The following is a 20010-nucleotide window of genomic DNA, read 5'->3' as shown; positions in this document are numbered from 1 at the left end:
CGCTTGCCCATACTGCGTTGGAAACAGGCTCAAAATGCTCATTTACACCACGTAAACTGCGCTTTTTCGCCCGTTTCCGCCTTGTCTGGGCTGCGCTCGGCGAGACCTTGAACACGTTCTAGTCCAGCCGTTTGCGCGTCACCAGCCGCGCCAGACCTAGCAGGGCGACGGCGTAGGCGGCGAGGATGGCGCAGTTCTTGAAGATCATTGGCCAGAAGTCGCCGGCCAGGAACAGGGATTTCACCAGTTCCATGAAGTAGGTCGCCGGCAGCAGGTTGCCGATCACGCGGATGGCGGTGGGCACGTTGCGCAGGTCGAAGATGAAGCCCGAGAGCATCATTGCCGGCAGGAAGCTGGCGAGCAGGGCGATCTGGCTGGCGAGGAACTGGTTCTTGGTCACCGCCGAGATCAGCAGGCCGATGCCCAGCGCCACCAGCATGTAGAGCATGGAGGCGATTACCAGGACGATGAAGGAGCCGTAGATCGGCACGTCGAACAGGAAGCGCGCGGCGAGCAGGCACAGTGCCAGGCCGATCATGCCGATGCCGAAGCAGGGAATGATCTTCGCCAGGAGGATTTCCACCGGCCGCACCGGCGTGACGAACAGCGCCTCCAGCGTGCCGCGCTCCCACTCGCGGGCCATCACCAGGGCGGTGAGGAAGGCGCCGACCAGGGTCATGATCAGCACGATCAGCCCCGGCACCAGGTACCAGGTGCTGGTGTTGGCGGCGTTGAACCACATGCGCTGGACGATGGTGACCGCGCCAGCCTGGCTCGCCGAGTTGGAGCCACGGTCGGCCTGCTTCTCGCCGTATCCCGCCAGCGCACTGCTGACGTAGGTCGAGACGCTGGCGGCGCGGGTGGCATCCGAGCCCTGTACCAGCACCTGGATCTGCGCATGGCCGTCATTGAGGTTGCGGGTGAAGTCGGAAGGGAACTGCACCACCGCATCCACCTCGCGGGCGCGCATCAGCTTCTCGCCCTCGGCGAATGAGCGCACCAGGTGTGGCTCCAGGTACTCGGTGCGGCTGATCCCGGCGGCGACGTCACGGGCCACGGGGGAGGGGTCGTCGAGGACGATGGCGACGATGGCGCGCTTGACGTCCAGCGACAGGCCGTAGCCGAAGATCAGGATGAGCGCGATGGGCAGGCCGATGCCGATCAGCAGGTTGCTGCGGTCGCGCACCAGCTGCCGCACTTCCTTGCGGGTCAGCGAGGCGAGGCGCCGCCAGAAGCCGCCGGCGCTCATGCCGCTCCCGCCTTGGCGTGCTGGCGGTTGCTTTCTACGCGATTGGTTTCGACGATCTGGATGAACGCCTGCTCCATGTTCAGCGTGCTGCCCTTGCCGCCGGCCTGCTCGCGCACCTCTTGCGGGGTGCCCATGGCCAGCAGCTTGCCGGCGTCCTGGATGACGATGCGGTCGCAGTACTCGGCTTCTTCCATGAAGTGGGTGGTGATGATGATGGTGGTGCCGGACGCCGCCAGCGCCGTGATGCGCTGCCAGAATCCACGGCGGGCCAGCGGGTCGGCGCCACTGGTGGGTTCGTCGAGGAAGAGGATTTCCGGTTCGTGGAGCAGGCCGACCGCCATCGCCAGACGCTGCTTGAAGCCGCCGGGGAGCTGGCCGCTGGGCGAGTCCTCCTGGCCGGCGAGGTCGAACTGGCGGGAAACATCATCCATCCGCTGCTTCAGCTGCTTGCCGCCCAGCCCGTAGGCGCCGCCGAAGAAGCGCAGGTTCTCGGCGACGGAGAGATTGCCGTAGAGGGAGAACTTCTGAGAAACGTAGCCGACCTTGCGCCGTGCCTGGGCCCGCGCGTGGCGCAGGTTGACCCCGGCCACCTGCAGCGTGCCGCTGGTGGCCGGCAGCAGCCCGCAGAGCATGCGGAAGGTGGTGGTCTTGCCGGCACCATTGGGGCCGAGCAGGCCGAAGATTTCCCCGCGGTGCACGCTGAAACTGGTGCTGGCCACGGCGGTGAAGTCGCCGAACTTGCGCACCAGGTCCTTCACTTCGATCACCGTTTCGTCACTGTCGGCGCGGCCCTCTCCGTGGCGACGGGTGCCGGCCTTGAGCGACTCCATGTCGACCTGCTCGGCGTCGCTGCGGGCGCGCAGCAGGAACATGAAGCCGTCTTCCAGGCGCGCGTCCACCTGGCGCACCGGCGCACCGTCGAGCAGCTTGTCGAGGGTGGCCTGGTCGGCGTCGGGCTGGCGGATGAAGCGCACTTCGCCGGACTGCGGCACCGCATCGACGATGTTCTGGTGGTCGTCCAGCAGCCGCGCCTGCAGGGTGCGCGCGGGCTCTTCCTGGGGCGGGGTGGCGATGAAGCAGAGGTTGTCGGCGTGTTCGCGGATCGAGGCCGGGTCGCCCTTGGCCATCAGATGGCCCTGGTGCAGCAGGAAGACCTCCGCGCAACGCTCGGCCTCGTCCATGTACGAGGTGGAAACCAGCACGCTGAGCTGCTCCTGTTCGATCAACTGCTGGATGATCTCCCACAGTTCACGGCGCGACAGCGGGTCGACGCCGACGGTGGGCTCGTCGAGCAGCAGCAGGTCCGGCGAACGAACCAGGGTGCAGGCCAGGCCGAGCTTCTGTTTCATGCCGCCGGAGAGCTTGCCCGCCGGGCGGTCGGTGAAGCGCGCCAGGTCGGTCATCTCCAGCAGGCGCTGGTAGCGCTCCTGGCGTTCCTTGTGGGGGACGCCGTGGAGGTCGGCGTAGAGGTCGAGGTTCTCCTGCACGCTCAGGTCCTCATAGAGACCGAAGCGCTGCGGCATGTAGCTGATGCGGTCCTGCACCTGCTGTGGGTGGGCGTGGACGTCCAGGTCCAGCACCGTGAGCGTGCCGGCGTCGGCCTGCAGCAGCCCGGCGACCAGGCGCAGGAAGGTGGTCTTGCCGGCGCCGTCCGGGCCGACCAGCGCGGTGAGCTGACCGCGTGGAATGTCCAGGCTGATGTCTTTCAGCGCCTGCACCGTCTTGCCCGACTCTTTCACCAGGAAGTGCTTCGCCAGGCCTTCGGCGCGGATGACTGGAGCGTCGCTCATCAGCGTGGCTCGTCGGCAAAGCGCACCGTGGCCGGCATGCCCAGGCGCAGGCGGTTGTCCGGGTCAGCCACCAGCACGCGCACCTCGTAGACAAGGCTGGTACGCAGCTCCTCGGTCTGCACCGACTTGGGCGTGAATTCGGCGACGGAGGAGATGAAGCCGACATGGCCGTCGATGGCCTGGTCCGGGTGGCTGTCGGTGAACACCTGGGCCTTCAGGCCGGGCTTGATACGGCCCAGGTTGGTTTCGCTGACGTAGGCGCGGATCCATTTCGGGTCGGTCAGCGCCAGGGAGTACACCGGTCGCTGCGGCGACGCCATGTCGCCGGGCTCCAGCAGGCGCGAGCGCACGGTGGCGTTCTGCGGCGCCTTGAGGTCGGCTTCGTCGAGGTTGTGCTGCAGCAGCGCCACGTCGGCACGGGCGGCGGCGAGCTGGGCGTCGGCCTGGGCGATGTCTTCCGCGCGCGGGCCGATCTGCGCCAGGCGCAGGGATTTCTGCCGGTCTTCCAGCTCGGCCTGGGCGACCTTCTGCTGCGAGACGGCGCTGTCGATGTCCTGCTGACTGACGGCGCGGCCGCCGGGGCTATTGGCGCGGATGTTCTCCAGCCGGCGCAGCTGGGTGTTGGCGAGGTCGAGTTGGGCACGGGCGGCCTTGTCCTGTGCCTTGGCGCGATCGATGTCCTCGGGGCGCGAGCCGTTCTTCAGGCGCAGCAGGTTCTGCTCTTGGGCGGCGATCTGCGCCTGGGCCTTGTCGATCTGCAGGCGCAGGGTGCGGGTGTCGAGGCTGGCCAGCACGTCGCCGGCTTTCACCTGATCGCCTTCCTCGACATTCATCTTCGCGATGCGCTCGCTGCCGGTGAAGGCCAGCGATACCTGGCGGATGTCCACGTTGCCGTAGAGCACCAGGCGTTTGTCGTCACTTTCGCGGGAGTGCAGGTACCACCACACTCCGCCCCCCAGCAGCAGCGCTACGAGCGCCACCAGCACCAGCTTCTTAGGCATGCAGGCCTTCCCTGTTTCATGACAGCCGGGTGAAGGATAGACAGTTCCACGCAATACATGCGGACCTGTATCAATGGCGAAACGCTCTGGCCTGCCGGCCCGGCGGCTTCGATCACCGTTCGGCAGCGACATGGGACGAAGGTTTCAATTTGATGGTGGCGGCGTGCCTGGGCGTTTCGTCAGCTTCCGCGTCAGGGGCCATATTGCCTGTTAGCGTGGAGTGACACTCCTCATCAGGAGGCTGTCATGGGCCACGAGAAAACTCTTCTGCCGGAACACCGTAGCTCCTGGCGCCTGCGCGCCCTGCGGATGCAGTGGTTCGGCCTGGTGTTGTTGTTCCTGGCTGCGGGGCTCGCGGCGTTGACCGATTTTCTCGAGCAGGACGGTGGGGTGGCGATCCTCGCTGGCTTCGCCGTGGCCGGCGTGCTGGCGCTGGTGGTGGCGCGGGTGATCCTGCTGAGCCCGGCGGGACGGATGCGCGCGCGACATTCCTGATCGACGCCGCAGGGGGCTGTAGGAGCGAGCTTGCTCGCGAACGCTCTAGCCGGTTGCCGGCGGTGTGAGGGCGGTTCGCGAGCAAGCTCGCTCCTACAAAGCTGGGTGGTCAGCGCCGCGGAATCGATTGCACCTGCGGCTGGATCTGCTGCTGCGGAATGCGCTGATAGCCCATCTGCCCGTCGTCCATCGGTGGCGGCGGTGGGGCATCGTGACGGTCGTTGTGCGTGCCGCAGGATGAGCCGCCGAGCAGCACGGCCAGCGCGCCGATCAGCAGCAGGATGGTGGGCCGTGGCATGGTCGAGTCCTCTGGGTGATGTCCTTTCCCAGTGAACGTGAAAATCCGTCGATGGGGCGTCCCGTCGGACGAATGGGGCCGGCCAGGGATTCCTGGCGACTCTTCGAAAGCGCCGAATTCAGGCGTTGCAACGATCGTGCAGATTGCCATGGCTCATCCATACTCAAGCGACTCGCCCCGGCACTGGGCTCGGGGGGCAAGGAGGGCGGGATGCTCGATTACGTTGCGCTGGGAATATTGGTTTTCGCTGCCGTGGTGCTGTTCTACGGGATCATCGTGCTGCACGACATTCCTTATGAGATCGCGGTGCACCGCGACCACCCCCACCAGGACGCGATCCACGCGGCCGGCTGGGTCAGTCTGTTCACCCTGCATGCGCTGTGGCCGTTCCTCTGGATCTGGGCCATGTTGTACCGCAAGGACCGCGGCTGGGGCTTTCATCATGGTCGAACACCGCAGGCCGAGGCGGAGTACCTCGAGGCGCAGTTGGCCGAATTGCGCCAGCGCCTGGATGTGCTGGAAGGTCGCGCTCCCGCCACCGTTGCGGAGCCGCCACCGGCAGCGGCAGCGTCTCAACCCGGCGGGGAGGGCTGATCCATGGACTTGTTGCTGGTTCTGACCTACACCGCCATCTGCATCGCCATCTTCAAGATCTTCCGCATCCCGCTGAACAAGTGGACGGTACCCACCGCCGTGCTTGGTGGCGTGGTGCTGATCGGCGCGCTGATCTTCACCATGAACTACAACCACCCGTATTCCGAGGTGGCGCGTTCCTACTTCGTCTCCACTCCGGTGATTCCGGTGGTCACCGGCCAGGTGATCGAGGTGCCTGTGAAGGGCAACCAGATGATCGAGAAAGGGACGGTGCTGTTCCGTATCGACCCCAAACCGTTCCAGCTGAAACTGGACTCGATCAAGGCACAGCTGGTATCGGCGCGCGCCGATCAGTCCCGTGCCCGTGAACTGGCGCTGCGCAATGTGGGAAACAAACGTGATGTCGACCTCACCACCGCCCGCGTCGATGACCTGGAAGCCCAGCTGGCGCTGGCGCAGTTCAACCTCGATAACACCGTGGTGCGTGCGCCGTCTCGTGGCTTCGTTACCCACGTGTCGCTGCGTCCGGGGATGATGGCGACGCGCCTGCCGTTGCGCCCGTCCATGGTCTTTGTGCCGGACGAAGGACAATACTTCGCGGCCTGGATGCGGCAGAACAGCCAGTTGCGCCTGACCGCCGGTGACGAAGCCGAAGTGGCCTTTGACGGGATTCCCGGCAAGGTCTTCTCCGGCAAGGTGAAACAGGCCATCGGTGTGATCGGCGAGGGCCAGGTACAGCCGTCGGGTACCCTGATCAGCTATACCGGCTCACCGCCGCCCGGGCGTGTGCCGGTGCTCATCGAGATCACCGACCCGGACTATGCCCAGTATGCGCCCCTGATGCCGGGCGGTGCATACGGCCAGGCGGCGATCTACAGCGAGCATTTCCACCATGTGGCGATCATGCGCAAGATCCTCCTGCGCATGGCGGCCTGGATGAACTACATCTTCCCGTTCCACTGATCCAACCCCCCGCGCTGCGGCCGCCTGGCCGCAGCCATTCCCACCGGAGTTGCCCCCCAAATTGCAGGAGCGAGCTTGCTCGCGAACCGCTTGATGCCTGGAGCTGCCGGGCAGACACGGTTCGCGAGCAAGCTCGCTCCTGCAGGTACACCTCAGCCCCGTGCCTTCCGGCCTGTCATGAAATGAAAAGCCCCTGTCGCACCATGTGAAGCTGCCCGTCGGCCCCCTGCCTATTGTCCGCTCAAAGGGCGCTTGCCTGCTCCAAACGAAAGCGCCCACGACAACAAGACAACTGGAGATTCCGGCCATGGCCAAAGCCGTTCGTTTCTATGAAACAGGGGGACCCGAAGTCCTGCGTTACGAGGACGTGGAGGTCGGCGAGCCCGGCCCGGGGCAAGTGCGCATCCGCCATGTGGCGGTGGGCCTGAACTACGCCGACACCTACTTCCGCAATGGCACCTACGCCGTACCGCTGCCCAGCGGCATGGGCGTGGAAGCCGCCGGTGTGGTAGTCGCGGTGGGCGACGGCGTAACCAACGTCGTGCCCGGTGACCGCGTGACCTACACCGGCTTCATCAACACCCTCGGCGCATACAGCACCGAGCGCCTGGTACCGGCGGCGCCGCTGATCCGCCTGCCGGAGAACATCGCCTTCGAGACCGCTGCCGCCATGACCATGCGCGGCCTGACCTCGGCCTATCTGCTGCGTCGCATCCACGACTTCAAGCCGGGCCAGAGCATCCTGCTGCATGCCGCCGCCGGTGGTGTCGGCCTGATCGTTTCGCAATGGGCGAAACTGCTTGGCCTGCGGGTGATCGGCACCGTTTCCAGCGACGCCAAGGCTGAAGTGGCCTTCGCCCACGGCTGCGAGCACGTCATCAACTACAGCCATGAGAGTGTCGCCGAGCGCGTTCGCGAACTCACCGATGGCCGTGGCGTGGACGTGGTCTTCGACAGCGTCGGCAAGGACACCTTCATGACGTCCCTGGAGTCGCTCAAGCGCCGTGGCCTGATGGTCTGCGTCGGCACCGCATCGGGCCCGATCCCGCCGTTCGATCCGGTGCTGCTGGCGATGAAGGGTTCGATCTTCCTGACTCGCCCGGCCCTGGCCGACTACATCGCCGACCCGGCGGAGAAGGCGGCGCTGCTGGACGAACTGTTCACCCACGTGGGCAACGGCGATATCCGCATCGAGATCAACCAGCACTATGCGCTGGAGGATGCCGTCCAAGCCCATCGCGACCTTGAGTCGCGCAAGACCACCGGCTCGTCGATCTTCGTCATCTGAGGGCGCCGCCATGCACGTAGAACGTCTGACCTGCAGCATTGGCGCCGAAATCTCAGGGGTGAACCTGGGCGACGCTTCCCGCGACGAGGGCCTGTTCGCCGAGCTGCGCGAGCTGCTGCTCAAGCACAAGGTACTGTTCCTGCGCGACCAGGACATCAGCCGCGCCGAGCACGTGGCCTTCGCCCGCCGCTTCGGTGAACTGGAAGACCACCCGGTGGCCGGCAGCGACCCGGAGCATCCGGGCCTGGTGCGCATCTACAAGACCCCCGACCTGCCCAACGATCGCTACGAGAACGCCTGGCACACAGACGCCACCTGGCGCGAGGCGCCGCCCCTGGGCTGCGTCCTGCGCTGCGTGGAGTGCCCGCCGGTGGGCGGCGACACCATGTGGGCGAACATGGCGCTGGCCTACGACATGCTTCCGGCCGAGATCAAGGAACGTATCGAGAAGCTGCGTGCGCGCCACAGCATCGAAGCCAGTTTCGGTGCGGCGATGCCCATCGAGAAGCGCCTGGCGCTCAAGGCCATGTATCCCGACGCCGAGCACCCCGTGGTGCGCACCCACCCGGAAACCGGGGAGAAGGTGCTGTTCGTCAACGCCTTCACCACCCACTTCACCAACTACCACACCGCGCAGAACGTGCGCTTCGGCCAAGACGCCAACCCCGGCGCCTCGGACCTCCTGCGCTACCTGGTCAGCCAGGTCTACATCCCCGAATTCCAGGTGCGCTGGCGCTGGAAGAAGAACGACGTGGCGATCTGGGACAACCGCTCTACCCAGCACTACGCGGTGATGGACTACCCGCCCTGCGTGCGCCGCATGGAGCGCGCCGGGATCATCGGCGACAAGCCGTTCTGAGCCCTCTTCACAAGAACAATTACGGAGACCGACATGCAATTCTTCGACGATTCGCTGCACCCCGAGAACCAGGAAAAAGTGGTCATCACCACCGCTCCCTACGGCCCTGAATGGATGCCCGAGGACTTCCCCGAAGACATCCCGGTGACCATGGACGAACAGGTGCAGAAGGCCGTGGACTGCTACGAAGCGGGCGCCACCGTGCTGCATCTGCACGTACGTGAACTCGACGGCAAAGGCTCCAAGCGACTGTCGAAGTTCAACGAGCTGATCGCCGGCGTGCGCGAAGCCGTGCCGGACATGATCATCCAGGTCGGTGGCTCGATTTCCTTCGCCCCGGAGAGCGACGGCGAAGCGGCCAAATGGCTGTCCGACGACACTCGCCACATGCTCGCCGAGCTGACTCCCAAGCCCGACCAGGTAACGGTGGCGATCAACACCACCCAGATGAACATCATGGAGCTGCTCTATCCGGAGTACCTCAAGGGCACCTCCCTGGAAAACCCGCTGTACCAGGCGGCCTACAGCGAGATGACCGTGCCGGCCGGCCCGGCCTGGGTCGAGGAACACCTCAAGCGCCTACAGGCCTCCGGCATCCAGCCGCACTTCCAGCTCACCGGCATGCATGCCCTGGAAACCCTCGAGCGTCTGGTGCGCAAGGGAGTCTACAAGGGCCCGCTGAACCTGACCTGGATCGGCATTGGCGGCGGCTTCGACGGCCCCAATCCGTTCAACTTCATGAACTTCGTGCACCGCGCACCGGACGGCGCCACCGTCACCGCCGAGTCGCTGCTCAAGAACGTCCTGCCGTTCAACATGATGGCGATGGCCATGGGGCTGCACCCGCGTTGCGGCATCGAGGACACCATCATCGGCCAGCACGGCCAGCGCATGACGTCGGTGGAACAGATCCAGCAGTGCGTCCGCGTCGCCCATGAACTGGGCCGCGAGGTCGCCAGCGGCAAGGAAGCGCGCGCCATCTACAAGATCGGCGTGCAGTACGACAGCGTGGAAGAAACCCTGCGCATGAACGGCATGGCGCCCAACCGCCAGCCGGGCCAGAAGTCCGTCCCGCTTCGTGCGTGACGGGCCTCGAAACATGATCGTTATGGTTCTGCATGGCGGCTTCCCTCTCCCTAACCCTCTCCCTGAAGGGAGAGGGGACCGTTCGGTGCAGGATGAGACCGTGGCGTCAGCCGGCACGGACCGCTCCCTCTCCCTTCAGGGAGAGGGCGGGGGAGAGGGCCACCCAGTCGCACGGGGCTCGCAGGTTGCAAAGGGGCAGGTGGGGACATCTCCACTTTCCGCTAGGCCAAGGGCTCATCCCCTTGCTCGTACCATCCACAACAAGAATCCATTGACCCACCTGGAGAGCAAGCACCATGGCCATCCACTCCGTCGCCCTGGGCGACATCCCTGCCACTGCGCCCAGCGTGCCGCGCCGCTATGCCTGGGTGGTGTTCGCCCTGACCTTCGGCCTGCTGATTTCCGACTACATGTCGCGCCAGGTGCTCAATGCCGTTTTCCCACTGCTCAAGGTCGAGTGGGCCCTGAGTGACGCACAGCTGGGCCTGCTCAGTGGCATCGTCGCGGTGATGGTCGGCCTGCTGACCTTCCCGCTGTCGCTGCTCGCCGACCGCTGGGGCCGCGTGCGCAGCCTGGCGCTGATGGCCATGTTGTGGAGCCTCGCCACTTTGGGCTGCGCCGTCGCGCAGACCTTCCCGCAGATGTTCGCCGCGCGCTTCTTCGTCGGAGTCGGTGAGGCCGCCTACGGCAGCGTCGGCATCGCCGTGGTGATCTCGGTATTCCCGGCGCACCTGCGCGCCACCCTGACCGGCGCCTTCATGGCCGGCGGCATGTTCGGCTCGGTGCTCGGCATGGGCCTGGGCGGCGTGCTTGCCGCGCACCTGGGCTGGCGCTGGGCCTTCGCCGGCATGGCACTGTTCGGCCTGCTGCTGGCGCTGCTCTATCCGCTGATCGTCAGCGAGAAGCGCATCGCCCCGGTGGCCGCTGCCGAAGCGCCGCGCCAGGCCGGCGGGCGCTCGTTGCGTAGCCTGTTCGGCAGCCGCTCGGTGATCGCCGCCTATCTGGGCAGCGGCCTGCAGCTGTTCGTCGCCGCCGCAGTGATGGTGTGGATTCCCAGTTACCTGAACCGCTACTACCACCTGGACACCGGCAAGGCAGGGCTGATCTCGGCGGTGATCGTGCTGGTCGGCGGCAGCGGCATGGTGCTCTGCGGCATCCTCTGCGACCGCCTGGGTCGCGCCAACCCGCCACGCAAGATCATCCTCGCCATCGGCTTCTGCCTGGTCAGCTGCCTGCTGCTGTCGGTGGCCTTCCACCTGCCGCCGGGTACTGCGCAACTGAGCCTGATCTGTCTGGGAATGCTGGTCGCTGCCGGTACGTCCGGGCCTTCCGGCGCAATGGTCGCCAACCTCACCGCGCCGGCGGTGCACGGCACGGCCTTCGCCACTCTGACACTGGCCAACAATCTGCTGGGTCTGGCCCCCGGCCCGCTGCTCACCGGCGTGCTGGCTGACCATATCGGCCTGGATCGCGCATTCCAGCTCATCCCGTTGGTGAGCATTCTTGCCGCGCTGGTCTTCTTCTACGCCCGGCGCCACTACCACAGCGATATCCGCCGCCTGCGCGGCGAAGAGGAGGGCGTGTGATGCCGGCTCCGTCTTTTAATCTGAGCGTGGACATGACGTTCGACTTCATCTGCCCCTGGTGCCTGATTGGCAAGCGCAACCTCGACGTTGCCCTGCGCCTGCTGGCGCGCCAGCGTCCGGAACTGAACGTGCGGGTGAACTGGTTGGGCCTGCAACTGCTGCCGCAGATTGCCATGGAGGGTGAGCCCTTCGCCGAGTTCTACCAGCGCCGCCTGGGCGGCAAGCGCGCGGTGAAGGCGCGCATGGGTGAAGTGCGGCGGGCGGCGGAGGTGGCGAAAGTCGACCTCGATCTCGAACGCATTCTCACCATGCCCAATACCACCTATGCGCACCGCGTGTTCCAGCGCGCGGTGCACGTGGGCAGCGACAGCCAGAAGGAGCAGTTGCTGGAGATGATCTTCCGCGCGCACTTCCAGCTCGGCCAGGACATCGGCAACCGCGACACCCTGCGCCGCCTGCTGCGCGCCTGCGATTTCAATGTGGCCGATTTCGACGAGGTCCTGGCTGATGGCGCGCGCCAGTTCATCGGCCGCCGCGTGGCCCTGGCCGACTCCAGCGTACCGATGTTCCTCCTCGAAGGCCGTGCCTTCGCCTTGGGCGGGCAGAGCCCGGAGCAGCTGCTGGCGGCGCTTTACCGAGCGCTGGAACGACAGGTCCCGGAGGCGATCCCGGCATGAACGGCTCGATCCGTATCCCCGCTGACCGCCTGCCGGCGCGCGGCGGTCGCAGTCTGCTGCACCATGAGAAGGGCATCATCCTGCTCTTTGACGTCGACGGCGAACTGCATGCCATCGACGACCGCTGCCCGCATGCCGGAGCCTCGCTGTTCAGCGGGCGGCTGGATGGCCGCTGGCTGCAGTGCCTGGCCCACGGCCTACGCTTCGACCTCGCCAGCGGCTGCCCGGCGGGCATCAAGGGCTTCGGCCTGCAGCGATATGCCATCGAATGGCACGCCGACGAGTGTTACGCGGTGATGGCCCGGCAGGAGGTGCCGGCATGACCACGATGACCCTTTCCGCCCTGGGCACCCGCAGCCGCACCTTGCTGCCGGGCCTGCTGGTCAGCGCCATGGTAGCGGCGGCGGCAACCTTTCTTTCCGAGCATTACGGCGCGCCGGTGATGCTCTTCGCGCTACTGCTCGGCCTGGCGATGAACTTCCTCTCCGCCGACAGCGTGTGCAAGGCCGGCATCGAGTTCACCGCCCGCGAGATCCTGCGCCTGGGCGTGGCGCTGCTGGGTATTCGCATCACCTTCGGGCAGATTGCCGAGCTGGGCTGGCAGCCGGTGATCATGGTGGTAGTGCTGGTGACGGTGACCATCCTGGTGTCGATCGCAGCGGCCCGTGCCATGGGCTTCAACTTCCTCTTCGGCCTGCTCACCGGCGGCGCCACCGCCATCTGCGGCGCCTCGGCGGCCCTCGCCCTGGCGGCGGCGCTGCCGGCACACACGCAGAAGGAAAAGGCCACGCTGTTCACCGTTCTCGGCGTGTCGGCGCTGTCGACCCTGGCGATGATTCTCTACCCGATGATCGTCCGCTCGCTGGGCCTGCCGCCGCTGCAGGCGGGGATCTTCCTCGGCGGCACCATCCACGACGTGGCCCAGGTGGTCGGCGCGGGCTACAGCATCTCGAAGGAAGTCGGCGACAGCGCCACGGTAGTCAAGCTGATGCGCGTGGCCATGCTGCTGCCGGTAATCCTCTGCGCGGCGATGATCACCCGCGCCCGTGGCGTTGAACCTGGCGACAAACGTCCACCGCTGCTGCCGTGGTTTGCCGTGGGTTTTGTGCTGCTGGCGGCGGTGAACAGCACCGGCTACCTGCCCACGTTGGTGGTCGAGGCGGGAGGGAAGCTCTCGCAGTGGTGCCTGGTGATCGCCATCGCGGCGCTGGGGATGAAGACCCAGCTCAAGGCGCTGGCGACGGTGGGGATCAAGCCGATCCTGCTGATGCTGGGGGAGACGGTGTTCCTGGCCCTGTTGGTGCTGGGGATGTTGAAGGTCGCGGGTTGAACCCGCTGAGCAGGTCTTGAGCCATAGGGCGCATAACGCGCCAGCGTTATCCGCCCTACGTACTGGCCCGTGGCGAATGTGGATCGCGGACGAAGTCCGCTCCTACGCGCGGTTTGGCTATCGTAGGAGCGGACTCCGTCCGCGATTTTGCTTGTGTGCCTGCCCAGCCTTAGCTTGACCTCAAGCGGGTCACGCCCGCTTCAAGTGCGTTCGCGAGCAAGCTCGCTCCTACAGGGTGGAGATGGTGCGCTCTTTGTAGGAGCGAGCTTGCTCGCGAACCGCACAGCATGAGCCCCGGAGGCGATCACTCCCCCTCCCGGCCCAGATGCTCCTTGCGCCATGCCGCCGGCGACATCCCGTACTGCACGGCGAACCAGCGGGTAAAGGAACTGGGCATCGAATACCCCAGCAGATCGGCGATGCGCCCCAGCGAATAGCGCGGGTTCTCCATGTAGCGCAGCACCAGTTCGCGGCGGACTTCGTTGATCAGATCGGAGAAGGTAACCCCGTTGTCTTCCAGCCGCCGCTGCAGCGTGCGCACGTTCAGCCCCAGCGACTGGGCGATCTGTTCGATGGTCGCGCGGCCCATGGGCAGCAGCAGGTAGATCGACTTGCGCACCTCGTTCAGTGTGCTGCCGTCGGTGGCGCCGGGCAGGGAGTCGACGAAGCTGCGCGCATGCCGCGCCATGGCCGGGTCAGCCATGGGGTTGGCGGCGTCGAGGTCGGCGGCGGGGATGACGATGCCATTGAACTCGCTGCCGAATTCGATCTTGCAGCCGAACAGCCGGCGGTGCACCTGCATGTCTGCCGGGGCGTCGTGGCTGAAGTTGACGCTGACCGGCCGCCAGTGCGGGCCGAGGAGGGCAGCGCAGAGGCGGTAGAGGGTGCCCAGGGCCAGCTCCAGGCCCTGGCGCATGGGCATGGGCGGCACGGTGAGGAGCTCCTCGCGCAGGATCGCCATCTTGCCTTCCTGATCCACGTACAGCGCCAGGGATTCGTTGAGCAGGTGGCGGTAGCGGATGATGGTGTCCATCGCCTCGCGCAGCGTTGCCTGGTGTGACAGCAGCAGGCTGATCACGCCGAAGTCGGCGAGCTGGCGCGATTCGGCCATGCGCAGGCCGAAGGTTTCGCAGCCGCTGATGCGCGCCGACTCCTCCAGCAGGGTCACCGCCGTGGCAACGGGAATGCGCTGCTCCGGGTGCTCGAGCATGGATTGGGAAAGGCCCACCGAGCTCAGTTGCTGCTGCGGATTGAGGCCCAGGTGTCGGGCCACTTCCAGATAGTTGGTGAGGGCCGCAATGCGAACCATTGGGGTCATGCGTGAGTCGCCTTCTTGTTCTTGTGGTTGCTCCGTGCCGGCAGGGTTCATGGACGCCTGACGACCAGAGTGCACGCTGGCTGGGTCGATGACTTCAGATTCTAGCGACAGCTGTAACCAAGCGTGTACGAAGTTTCACGCTTCGGCCAGTGCTTGCGGCGCTCTGGAATGCACCGTACGTCCCGTCACCCAGGGGCTGCGGCGCAACGGCGGGATATCAGGCTGGCCGGGGCCTGTCATCAAATGCGAAGTGCCTGACGCTCAATGCAAAGCACCGCCACCGGTGCACCTCTACTGTCTGTCCAACAAGTTCGAAATCACCCAAAGGTGAACCGGTGAGCAACAATAAATCTACCACCACCGTCCTCATGGTCCCCGGCCTGCGCGACCACGTCGCCGAGCACTGGCAGACCCTGCTCGAGCAGCGCCTGCCCAATGTGCGCAGCGTACCGCCGCTGACCGAGAACAAGCTGGACCTGAACGCCCGCATCGAAGCCATTCAGCGCGAGCTGGAGAGCATCGAAGGCGAGGTGATCCTGGTTGCCCACAGCGCCGGTGTGCTGATGGTCGCTCACTGGGCGGCGCGCTACAGCCGGCCGATCAAGGGCGCACTGCTCGCCACCCCGCCGGACCTGGACGGTGACTGGCCGGCCCATTACCCCAAGCCGACGGTCCTCGCCGAGATGGGCTGGGCGCCGCTGCCACTCGAGCCGCTGCCGTTCCCGACACTGCTGGCGAGCAGCGACAACGATCCGCTGGCAAGCCCCGAGGCCGTACAGCGCATGGCCCGCCACTGGCGCGCCAGCCTGGTGGAGCTGGGCCGTGTCGGCCACCTCAACCCGGCATCGGGCTTTGGCGACTGGCCAGAGGCCGAAGCCCTGATCCAGATGCTGGATAACTGATCCACCACACCTGATTCAACAACCACCCCGGTTCCGGCGTTCGCGCCGGGGCAGGCCCTCGTGCGCCCCGGCGCGCGCTCTTCCAGAGCGGAAGAGGGGGCTGCGGGACGGGCCCGGAAAGCGTCCCGACCACAACAAGAAACGGAGCACACGCATGCATCACCAGAGCAATCAGCATCGTCCCCTGCAGCGCTGCCTGCTGGCGACCGCAGTCCTCGCCGCCATGGCCGGCCAGCCCCTGCAGGCCTTCGAGCTGGACACCGGCAATCCGGACCTGTCGATCCGCTTCGACAACACCGTCAAGCTCAGCTACGGGCAGCGGGTCGAATCGCCCAACAGCAAGATCGCCGGCACCGCCAACACCAACGACGGCGACCGCAACTTCTCCTCCGGCACTCCGGTGACCCAGCGCTTCGACCTGCTCAGCGAGCTGGACTTCGTCTACCGCGACAGCATGGGCTTCCGCCTTTCCGCCGCTGGCTGGTACGACCATGCCTACGATGATGTCGGCGCGGACAACCCGTTCCCCGGCCAGAAAGGCAACGCCGGGCACCTGGTTACCCGCAACGGCACGGTGGTTTCCCCGCGCGGTGCACAGCCGTCCACCCACGGCCTGAGCAACTTCGCCGACCGCTATTACAACGGCCCGTCCGGCGAGCTGCTCGATGCCTTCGTCTTCGCCAGCCACCAGGTCGGCGACGACATGCAGCTCAGCGGCAAGCTCGGCCGCCACACCATCTACTGGGGCGAAACCCTGTTCAGCGCCGCCAACGGCATCAACTACGGCCAATCGGCCCTGGACCTGGGCAAGCTGTACAACGTGCCCGGTACCGAGGCCAAGGAGCTGTTCATGCCGCGCAACCAGCTGTCCGCCTCGTTGACGGTGAACCCCGAGCTGACCCTGGCCGCGCAGTACTTCCTCGAGTTCGAGAACTCGCGCTTCCCCGAAGGCGGTACCTACATGGGCCCCTACGACATGCTCAACGACGGCGGCAACGTCTTCTGGCTGCCGCTGCCCGCGCAGAATGCCTTCTACGGCGCGCCGCGCGGCCATGACCGCAAGCCCGACAACACCGGCGACTTCGGCCTGATGGCCAAGTGGAGCCCGGAATGGCTCGACGGCACCCTGGGCTTCTACTACCGCAACACCTCCGACACCCTGCCGGCCGTGCTGGTGGACGCGCCGAACCTGCACAAGCCCGGTCTCGCCGGCCTGCCGGGGATGAACTACATCACCGCCTACGCCGACGACATCGATATCTACGGCATCAGCCTGTCGAAGGAGATTGGCGGCGTCAGCGTCGGCATGGACCTCAACTACCGCGAGAACATGCCGCTGGCGAGCAACTTCACCACCGTCAACTCGGCGCTCTACGCGGCGGCACAGGCAGGCCGCATCAACGGCGCCAACCTGATCGGCGAGCTGCCCAGTGACGGCGACACGGGCCTGGCTCGCGGCAAGACCTTCCACGTCGTGCTCAACGGCCTGGTGACCTTCGGTGCCACCCCGCTGTGGGATGCCTCGTCCCTGGCCGTGGAAGGCACCCTGACGCACCTGGTCGATGTCACCGAAGGCGAGCAGACCTTCAAGGGTGACTCCAGCTACCACGGTGTCGACAAGGTCACCACCAACGCCTACGCCATGTCCGCCAACTTCACGCCGACCTGGTACCAGGCCTTCCCCGGCGTCGACCTGTCCATGCCCATGTCCTACAACGTCGGCCTGCACGGCAACTCGGCGGTGCAACTGGGCGGCAACGAAGACGCCGGCAGCTACTCGGTCGGCGTGGCCGCGGACTTCCACCAGAAGTACCGCCTGGACCTGAAATACGTCGACGCCTTCGGCCCCTTCGATACCTGCGAAAGCGGCCGCGACAACAACACCCCCGGCGCTAACGGCCAGTACCAGTGCATTCCCGGCCAGATCACCTCGCAAGGCGGCCTCGCGCCCCTGCTGAAGGACCGCGGCATGGTCACCGCCTCCCTGAAGGCCACTTTCTGATTTCACCCCAGGCTTCGATATTGAAGCAGGAGAAACACAGCATGAACTTCAAGCCCACCCTGATCGCCACCGCCCTCGGCCTGACCCTCTGCGGTCTGGCCCAGGCCGCTGTTTCCCCGCAGGACGCCGCCCAGCTGGGCAGCACCCTGACCCTGATCGGCGCCGAGAAAGCCGCCAGCAGCGACGGCTCGATTCCCGCCTATGCCGGCGGCCTGACCACCGCCCCGGCCAGCTTCAAGGCGGGCGACAGCATGCGTCCGGACCCGTTCGCCAGCGACAAACCGGTGCTGGTGATCGACGGCAAGAACGTCGACCAGTACAAGAACGAACTGTCCGCTACCACCGTCGAGCTGGCCAAGCGTTATCCGACCTTCCGTGTGGACGTCTACCCGACGCACCGCAGCGCCGCGCTGCCGGATACCGTGCTGGAGAACAGCAGGAAGAACGCCGTCACTGCCCAGTCCCTGGAGGGCGGCACCGCCATCGACAACGCGTTGCCGGGTGTGCCGTTCCCGATTCCGAAGACCGGCGCCGAGGCGATGTGGAACTTCCTGCTGCGCTACCAGGGCGTGAACATCAAGGCCAAGTACGACTCCTGGAACGTCGACGCTTCCGGCAGCGCCAACCTTGCCACCACCGGCCAGGCCTTCATCAACTACCCGGTGTACGAAGACCTCACCCAGCCGGTAAAAGGCTCCGAGGTCTACTACCAGATGAAGCTGTACTACAGCGGCCCGGCGCGCCGCGCCGGCGAGGCGATGATGCTCAAGGACGCCGCCAACCCGCTGCAGCAGCCGCGCCGCGCCTGGCAGTACCTGCCTGGCCAGCGCCGTGTGAAGCTGGCGCCGAACCTCGCCTACGACACCCCGAACCCCGGCATGGCCGGCGCCGGCACCTACGACGACGTGTTCGTCTTCAACGGTGCGCTGGACCGCTACGACTGGAAGCTGGTGGGCAAGCAGGAAATGATCGTGCCCTACAACACCTACCGCCTGACCTATGCCAGCGACATCAAGCCGGTGGTCACGCCCAACCACCTGTCGCCGGACTACGTGCGCTGGGAGAAGCACCGCGTGTGGGTCGTCGAAGGCACCCTGAAATCCGGCGCGCGGCACATCTACGCCAAGCGTCGCTTCTACCTCGACGAAGACAGCTGGGTGGCCCTGGCCTCCGACCAGTACGACGCCCGTGGCCAGCTCTATCGCGGCTCCTTCGCCTTCCTCAGCCAGAGCTACGACAAGCGCATCCCGGACGCCACGCCGTTCATGATCTACGACCTCACCGCCGGCTCGTACAACATCAATGGCGTCGTCGGCCCGTACGGCGGCATCAGCTACATCGACCCGCTGGCCAAGACCCAGTGGTCCCCCGAGGCGCTGGCCGGCAGCGGCATTCGCTGACCGTGGGCGGCGGCTCCCGCTGGAGCCGCCGCTGTTCTACCCGAGGAAAGCACCATGCAGATCCCCTTCAAGCGCCTGATGCTCCTGGGCGCCTTGCTGCTGGCTGGCGCTACCCAGGCTGGTGAAAACGCCGATGGTTTCGTCGACGTGCTTGACCTGCCGGCGGCGCACAGCAAAACCCCCAGCCGCGTGCCGCTACTGGCCGTCACCCGTGTCGACAAGCGCCTGGTGAGCGTGGGCCAGCGCGGCCACATTCTCTATTCCGATGACGGCGGCACCAGTTGGCTGCAGGCCGAGGTGCCGGTCAGCTCGGACCTCACTGCCGTACGCTTCCCTACATCGCGGGACGGCTGGGCGGTCGGGCACGATGGCGTCGTCCTGCACAGCGCCGATGGCGGGGTGCACTGGCAACGTCAACTCGATGGCCGGCAGATCGGCCAGCTGATGATCGATTACTACAACGCCCATCCGCAGCCGGACAACGCCACGTGGCTCGATCAGGCCCAGCGGCTGAAGGAGGAGGGCGCCGACAAGCCGTTCCTCGACCTGTGGTTCCGCGATGCCAACGAAGGCTTCGTGGTCGGCGCTTTCAACCTGATCCTGCATACCCGCGACGGGGGGAAGAGTTGGGAGCCCTGGAACCACCGCATCGACAACCCCCAAGCGTTGCACCTGACCGCCATGGCCGCCAGCGGTGATGACCTGTATGTCGTCGGCGAGCAGGGGCTGCTGTTGCGCCTTTCCCATCAACAGGAGGGCCAACAGGAGCGCTTCGTCGCCCTGCAGTCGCCCTACGCTGGCAGCTTCTTCGGCGTTGTCGCGCGGCCCGGCCTGGTGTTCGCCTACGGCCTGCGCGGTCACGCAATCCGCAGCCTGGATGGCGGCGAAAACTGGAGCGCAGTGGATACCGGCCTGCCGGTCAGCCTGACCGTCGCCAGCTTCGACGCCAACGGCCGGCTGTACCTGTTCAGTCAGGCCGGCCAGGGCCTGGTCAGCGATGACAGCGGCGCCAGCTTCAAAGCGCTCGATCTGGCCGAGCGCCTGCCTGTCAGCGGCGCCGTGGCCGGTCCCGCTCGGCTGCTGCTGGTCGGTGCCCGTGGCATCCGCGAGAACGCGATGCCGGTGCGCTGAGCGCACCGGTGTTCCACCCGTTCAAGAACCATAAGAACAAG

Annotated in this window: 19 protein-coding genes; 14 read left to right on the top strand and 5 right to left on the bottom strand. The window is 66.1% G+C overall.

The window, feature by feature from the left end; translation table 11 throughout:
• Window positions 1–118: 118 nt before the first annotated feature.
• From AC2T4A_RS21420 to AC2T4A_RS21410, 3 genes are read right to left on the bottom strand one after another with little or no spacing between them, the layout of a single operon-like run.
• Entirely contained in the window at window positions 119–1249 is a 1131-nt protein-coding gene (locus AC2T4A_RS21420) for an ABC transporter permease (protein WP_486741729.1), read from the bottom strand.
• A complete protein-coding gene (locus AC2T4A_RS21415; protein ID WP_486741728.1) occupies window positions 1246–3039 on the bottom strand; it encodes an ATP-binding cassette domain-containing protein in 1794 nt (597 codons plus the stop codon). The genes AC2T4A_RS21420 and AC2T4A_RS21415 overlap by 4 nt, the downstream gene beginning before the upstream one ends.
• Complete coding sequence (locus AC2T4A_RS21410) at window positions 3039–4040, bottom strand: HlyD family secretion protein (protein WP_478378017.1); 1002 nt, start codon at window positions 4038–4040, stop codon at window positions 3039–3041. The genes AC2T4A_RS21415 and AC2T4A_RS21410 overlap by 1 nt, the downstream gene beginning before the upstream one ends.
• A gap of 246 nt (window positions 4041–4286) precedes the next feature.
• Between AC2T4A_RS21410 and AC2T4A_RS21405 the strand changes: the two genes are divergently transcribed.
• Window positions 4287–4535 (top strand): hypothetical protein, encoded by a 249-nt coding sequence (locus tag AC2T4A_RS21405; RefSeq protein ID WP_416751167.1) that lies wholly within the window; start codon window positions 4287–4289, stop codon window positions 4533–4535.
• Between the two features lie 109 nt (window positions 4536–4644).
• Here the strand turns inward: AC2T4A_RS21405 and AC2T4A_RS21400 are convergent, their stop codons facing one another.
• The gene (locus AC2T4A_RS21400; RefSeq protein WP_416751169.1) at window positions 4645–4833 is read right to left on the bottom strand and encodes a hypothetical protein; all 189 of its coding nucleotides are present in this window, start codon (window positions 4831–4833) and stop codon (window positions 4645–4647) included.
• A gap of 210 nt (window positions 4834–5043) precedes the next feature.
• Between AC2T4A_RS21400 and AC2T4A_RS21395 the strand changes: the two genes are divergently transcribed.
• The 9 genes from AC2T4A_RS21395 to AC2T4A_RS21355 all read left to right on the top strand — a co-directional run bounded on the left by AC2T4A_RS21395 (window position 5044) and on the right by AC2T4A_RS21355 (window position 13216).
• Window positions 5044–5427 carry a DUF3302 domain-containing protein gene (locus AC2T4A_RS21395; RefSeq protein ID WP_478378015.1) on the top strand — a complete coding sequence of 128 codons (384 nt, stop codon included), beginning with the start codon at window positions 5044–5046 and terminating at the stop codon, window positions 5425–5427.
• Between the two features lie 3 nt (window positions 5428–5430).
• The gene (locus tag AC2T4A_RS21390) at window positions 5431–6390 is read left to right on the top strand and encodes an HlyD family secretion protein (RefSeq protein ID WP_416751173.1); all 960 of its coding nucleotides are present in this window, start codon (window positions 5431–5433) and stop codon (window positions 6388–6390) included.
• A 307-nt stretch (window positions 6391–6697) separates the two neighbouring features.
• A complete protein-coding gene (locus tag AC2T4A_RS21385; RefSeq protein ID WP_478378014.1) occupies window positions 6698–7678 on the top strand; it encodes a quinone oxidoreductase family protein in 981 nt (326 codons plus the stop codon).
• A gap of 10 nt (window positions 7679–7688) precedes the next feature.
• Window positions 7689–8537, top strand: a complete 849-nt coding sequence (locus AC2T4A_RS21380; RefSeq protein WP_486741727.1) for a TauD/TfdA dioxygenase family protein — start codon at window positions 7689–7691, stop codon at window positions 8535–8537.
• Window positions 8538–8570: 33 nt separating this feature from the next.
• The gene (locus AC2T4A_RS21375) at window positions 8571–9623 is read left to right on the top strand and encodes a beta-keto acid cleavage family enzyme (protein ID WP_169939312.1); all 1053 of its coding nucleotides are present in this window, start codon (window positions 8571–8573) and stop codon (window positions 9621–9623) included.
• A gap of 296 nt (window positions 9624–9919) precedes the next feature.
• Window positions 9920–11209, top strand: coding sequence for an MFS transporter (locus AC2T4A_RS21370; RefSeq protein WP_416751180.1), 1290 nt, complete (start codon window positions 9920–9922; stop codon window positions 11207–11209).
• A gap of 32 nt (window positions 11210–11241) precedes the next feature.
• A complete protein-coding gene (locus AC2T4A_RS21365; RefSeq protein WP_486741726.1) occupies window positions 11242–11886 on the top strand; it encodes a DsbA family protein in 645 nt (214 codons plus the stop codon).
• Window positions 11883–12209: a Rieske (2Fe-2S) protein gene (locus AC2T4A_RS21360; protein WP_486741725.1), complete on the top strand. Its 327-nt coding sequence runs from the start codon at window positions 11883–11885 to the stop codon at window positions 12207–12209. The genes AC2T4A_RS21365 and AC2T4A_RS21360 overlap by 4 nt, the downstream gene beginning before the upstream one ends.
• Window positions 12206–13216: a YeiH family protein gene (locus AC2T4A_RS21355; RefSeq protein WP_486741724.1), complete on the top strand. Its 1011-nt coding sequence runs from the start codon at window positions 12206–12208 to the stop codon at window positions 13214–13216. Before AC2T4A_RS21360 ends, AC2T4A_RS21355 begins: the two co-directional genes overlap by 4 nt.
• 304 nt (window positions 13217–13520) lie before the next feature.
• Here AC2T4A_RS21355 and AC2T4A_RS21350 read toward each other — a convergent pair whose 3' ends face one another.
• Window positions 13521–14525: an AraC family transcriptional regulator gene (locus AC2T4A_RS21350; protein ID WP_416751302.1), complete on the bottom strand. Its 1005-nt coding sequence runs from the start codon at window positions 14523–14525 to the stop codon at window positions 13521–13523.
• A gap of 377 nt (window positions 14526–14902) precedes the next feature.
• Between AC2T4A_RS21350 and AC2T4A_RS21345 the strand changes: the two genes are divergently transcribed.
• From AC2T4A_RS21345 to AC2T4A_RS21330, 4 genes are all read left to right on the top strand, one after another.
• Window positions 14903–15436, top strand: coding sequence for an RBBP9/YdeN family alpha/beta hydrolase (locus tag AC2T4A_RS21345; RefSeq protein WP_416751304.1), 534 nt, complete (start codon window positions 14903–14905; stop codon window positions 15434–15436).
• A gap of 154 nt (window positions 15437–15590) precedes the next feature.
• Entirely contained in the window at window positions 15591–17438 is a 1848-nt protein-coding gene (locus AC2T4A_RS21340) for a DUF1302 domain-containing protein (RefSeq protein WP_486741723.1), read from the top strand.
• A gap of 41 nt (window positions 17439–17479) precedes the next feature.
• Window positions 17480–18838, top strand: coding sequence for a DUF1329 domain-containing protein (locus tag AC2T4A_RS21335; RefSeq protein WP_416751190.1), 1359 nt, complete (start codon window positions 17480–17482; stop codon window positions 18836–18838).
• 54 nt (window positions 18839–18892) lie between these two features.
• Window positions 18893–19969: a WD40/YVTN/BNR-like repeat-containing protein gene (locus AC2T4A_RS21330; protein ID WP_486741722.1), complete on the top strand. Its 1077-nt coding sequence runs from the start codon at window positions 18893–18895 to the stop codon at window positions 19967–19969.
• The last annotated feature ends 41 nt before the right edge of the window (window positions 19970–20010 follow it).

It is taken from the genome of Pseudomonas sp. PVC-3-1, from assembly GCF_057444315.1.
This window is presented reverse-complemented; position numbering and strand designations above follow the sequence as displayed.

Excerpts from the sequence above, each read along its gene's own strand:
- AC2T4A_RS21400 (WP_416751169.1), bottom strand. The coding sequence starts at position 4,833 with ATGCCACGGCCCACCATCCTGCTGCTGATCGGCGCGCTGGCCGTGCTG.
- AC2T4A_RS21340 (WP_486741723.1), top strand. The coding sequence starts at position 15,591 with ATGCATCACCAGAGCAATCAGCATCGTCCCCTGCAGCGCTGCCTGCTG.
- AC2T4A_RS21355 (WP_486741724.1), top strand. The coding sequence starts at position 12,206 with ATGACCACGATGACCCTTTCCGCCCTGGGCACCCGCAGCCGCACCTTG.
- AC2T4A_RS21390 (WP_416751173.1), top strand. The coding sequence starts at position 5,431 with ATGGACTTGTTGCTGGTTCTGACCTACACCGCCATCTGCATCGCCATC.
- AC2T4A_RS21385 (WP_478378014.1), top strand. The coding sequence starts at position 6,698 with ATGGCCAAAGCCGTTCGTTTCTATGAAACAGGGGGACCCGAAGTCCTG.
- AC2T4A_RS21415 (WP_486741728.1), bottom strand. The coding sequence starts at position 3,039 with ATGAGCGACGCTCCAGTCATCCGCGCCGAAGGCCTGGCGAAGCACTTC.
- AC2T4A_RS21405 (WP_416751167.1), top strand. The coding sequence starts at position 4,287 with ATGGGCCACGAGAAAACTCTTCTGCCGGAACACCGTAGCTCCTGGCGC.
- AC2T4A_RS21410 (WP_478378017.1), bottom strand. The coding sequence starts at position 4,040 with ATGCCTAAGAAGCTGGTGCTGGTGGCGCTCGTAGCGCTGCTGCTGGGG.
- AC2T4A_RS21375 (WP_169939312.1), top strand. The coding sequence starts at position 8,571 with ATGCAATTCTTCGACGATTCGCTGCACCCCGAGAACCAGGAAAAAGTG.
- AC2T4A_RS21350 (WP_416751302.1), bottom strand. The coding sequence starts at position 14,525 with ATGGTTCGCATTGCGGCCCTCACCAACTATCTGGAAGTGGCCCGACAC.
- AC2T4A_RS21335 (WP_416751190.1), top strand. The coding sequence starts at position 17,480 with ATGAACTTCAAGCCCACCCTGATCGCCACCGCCCTCGGCCTGACCCTC.
- AC2T4A_RS21420 (WP_486741729.1), bottom strand. The coding sequence starts at position 1,249 with ATGAGCGCCGGCGGCTTCTGGCGGCGCCTCGCCTCGCTGACCCGCAAG.
- AC2T4A_RS21380 (WP_486741727.1), top strand. The coding sequence starts at position 7,689 with ATGCACGTAGAACGTCTGACCTGCAGCATTGGCGCCGAAATCTCAGGG.
- AC2T4A_RS21360 (WP_486741725.1), top strand. The coding sequence starts at position 11,883 with ATGAACGGCTCGATCCGTATCCCCGCTGACCGCCTGCCGGCGCGCGGC.
- AC2T4A_RS21365 (WP_486741726.1), top strand. The coding sequence starts at position 11,242 with ATGACGTTCGACTTCATCTGCCCCTGGTGCCTGATTGGCAAGCGCAAC.
- AC2T4A_RS21330 (WP_486741722.1), top strand. The coding sequence starts at position 18,893 with ATGCAGATCCCCTTCAAGCGCCTGATGCTCCTGGGCGCCTTGCTGCTG.
- AC2T4A_RS21370 (WP_416751180.1), top strand. The coding sequence starts at position 9,920 with ATGGCCATCCACTCCGTCGCCCTGGGCGACATCCCTGCCACTGCGCCC.
- AC2T4A_RS21345 (WP_416751304.1), top strand. The coding sequence starts at position 14,903 with ATGGTCCCCGGCCTGCGCGACCACGTCGCCGAGCACTGGCAGACCCTG.
- AC2T4A_RS21395 (WP_478378015.1), top strand. The coding sequence starts at position 5,044 with ATGCTCGATTACGTTGCGCTGGGAATATTGGTTTTCGCTGCCGTGGTG.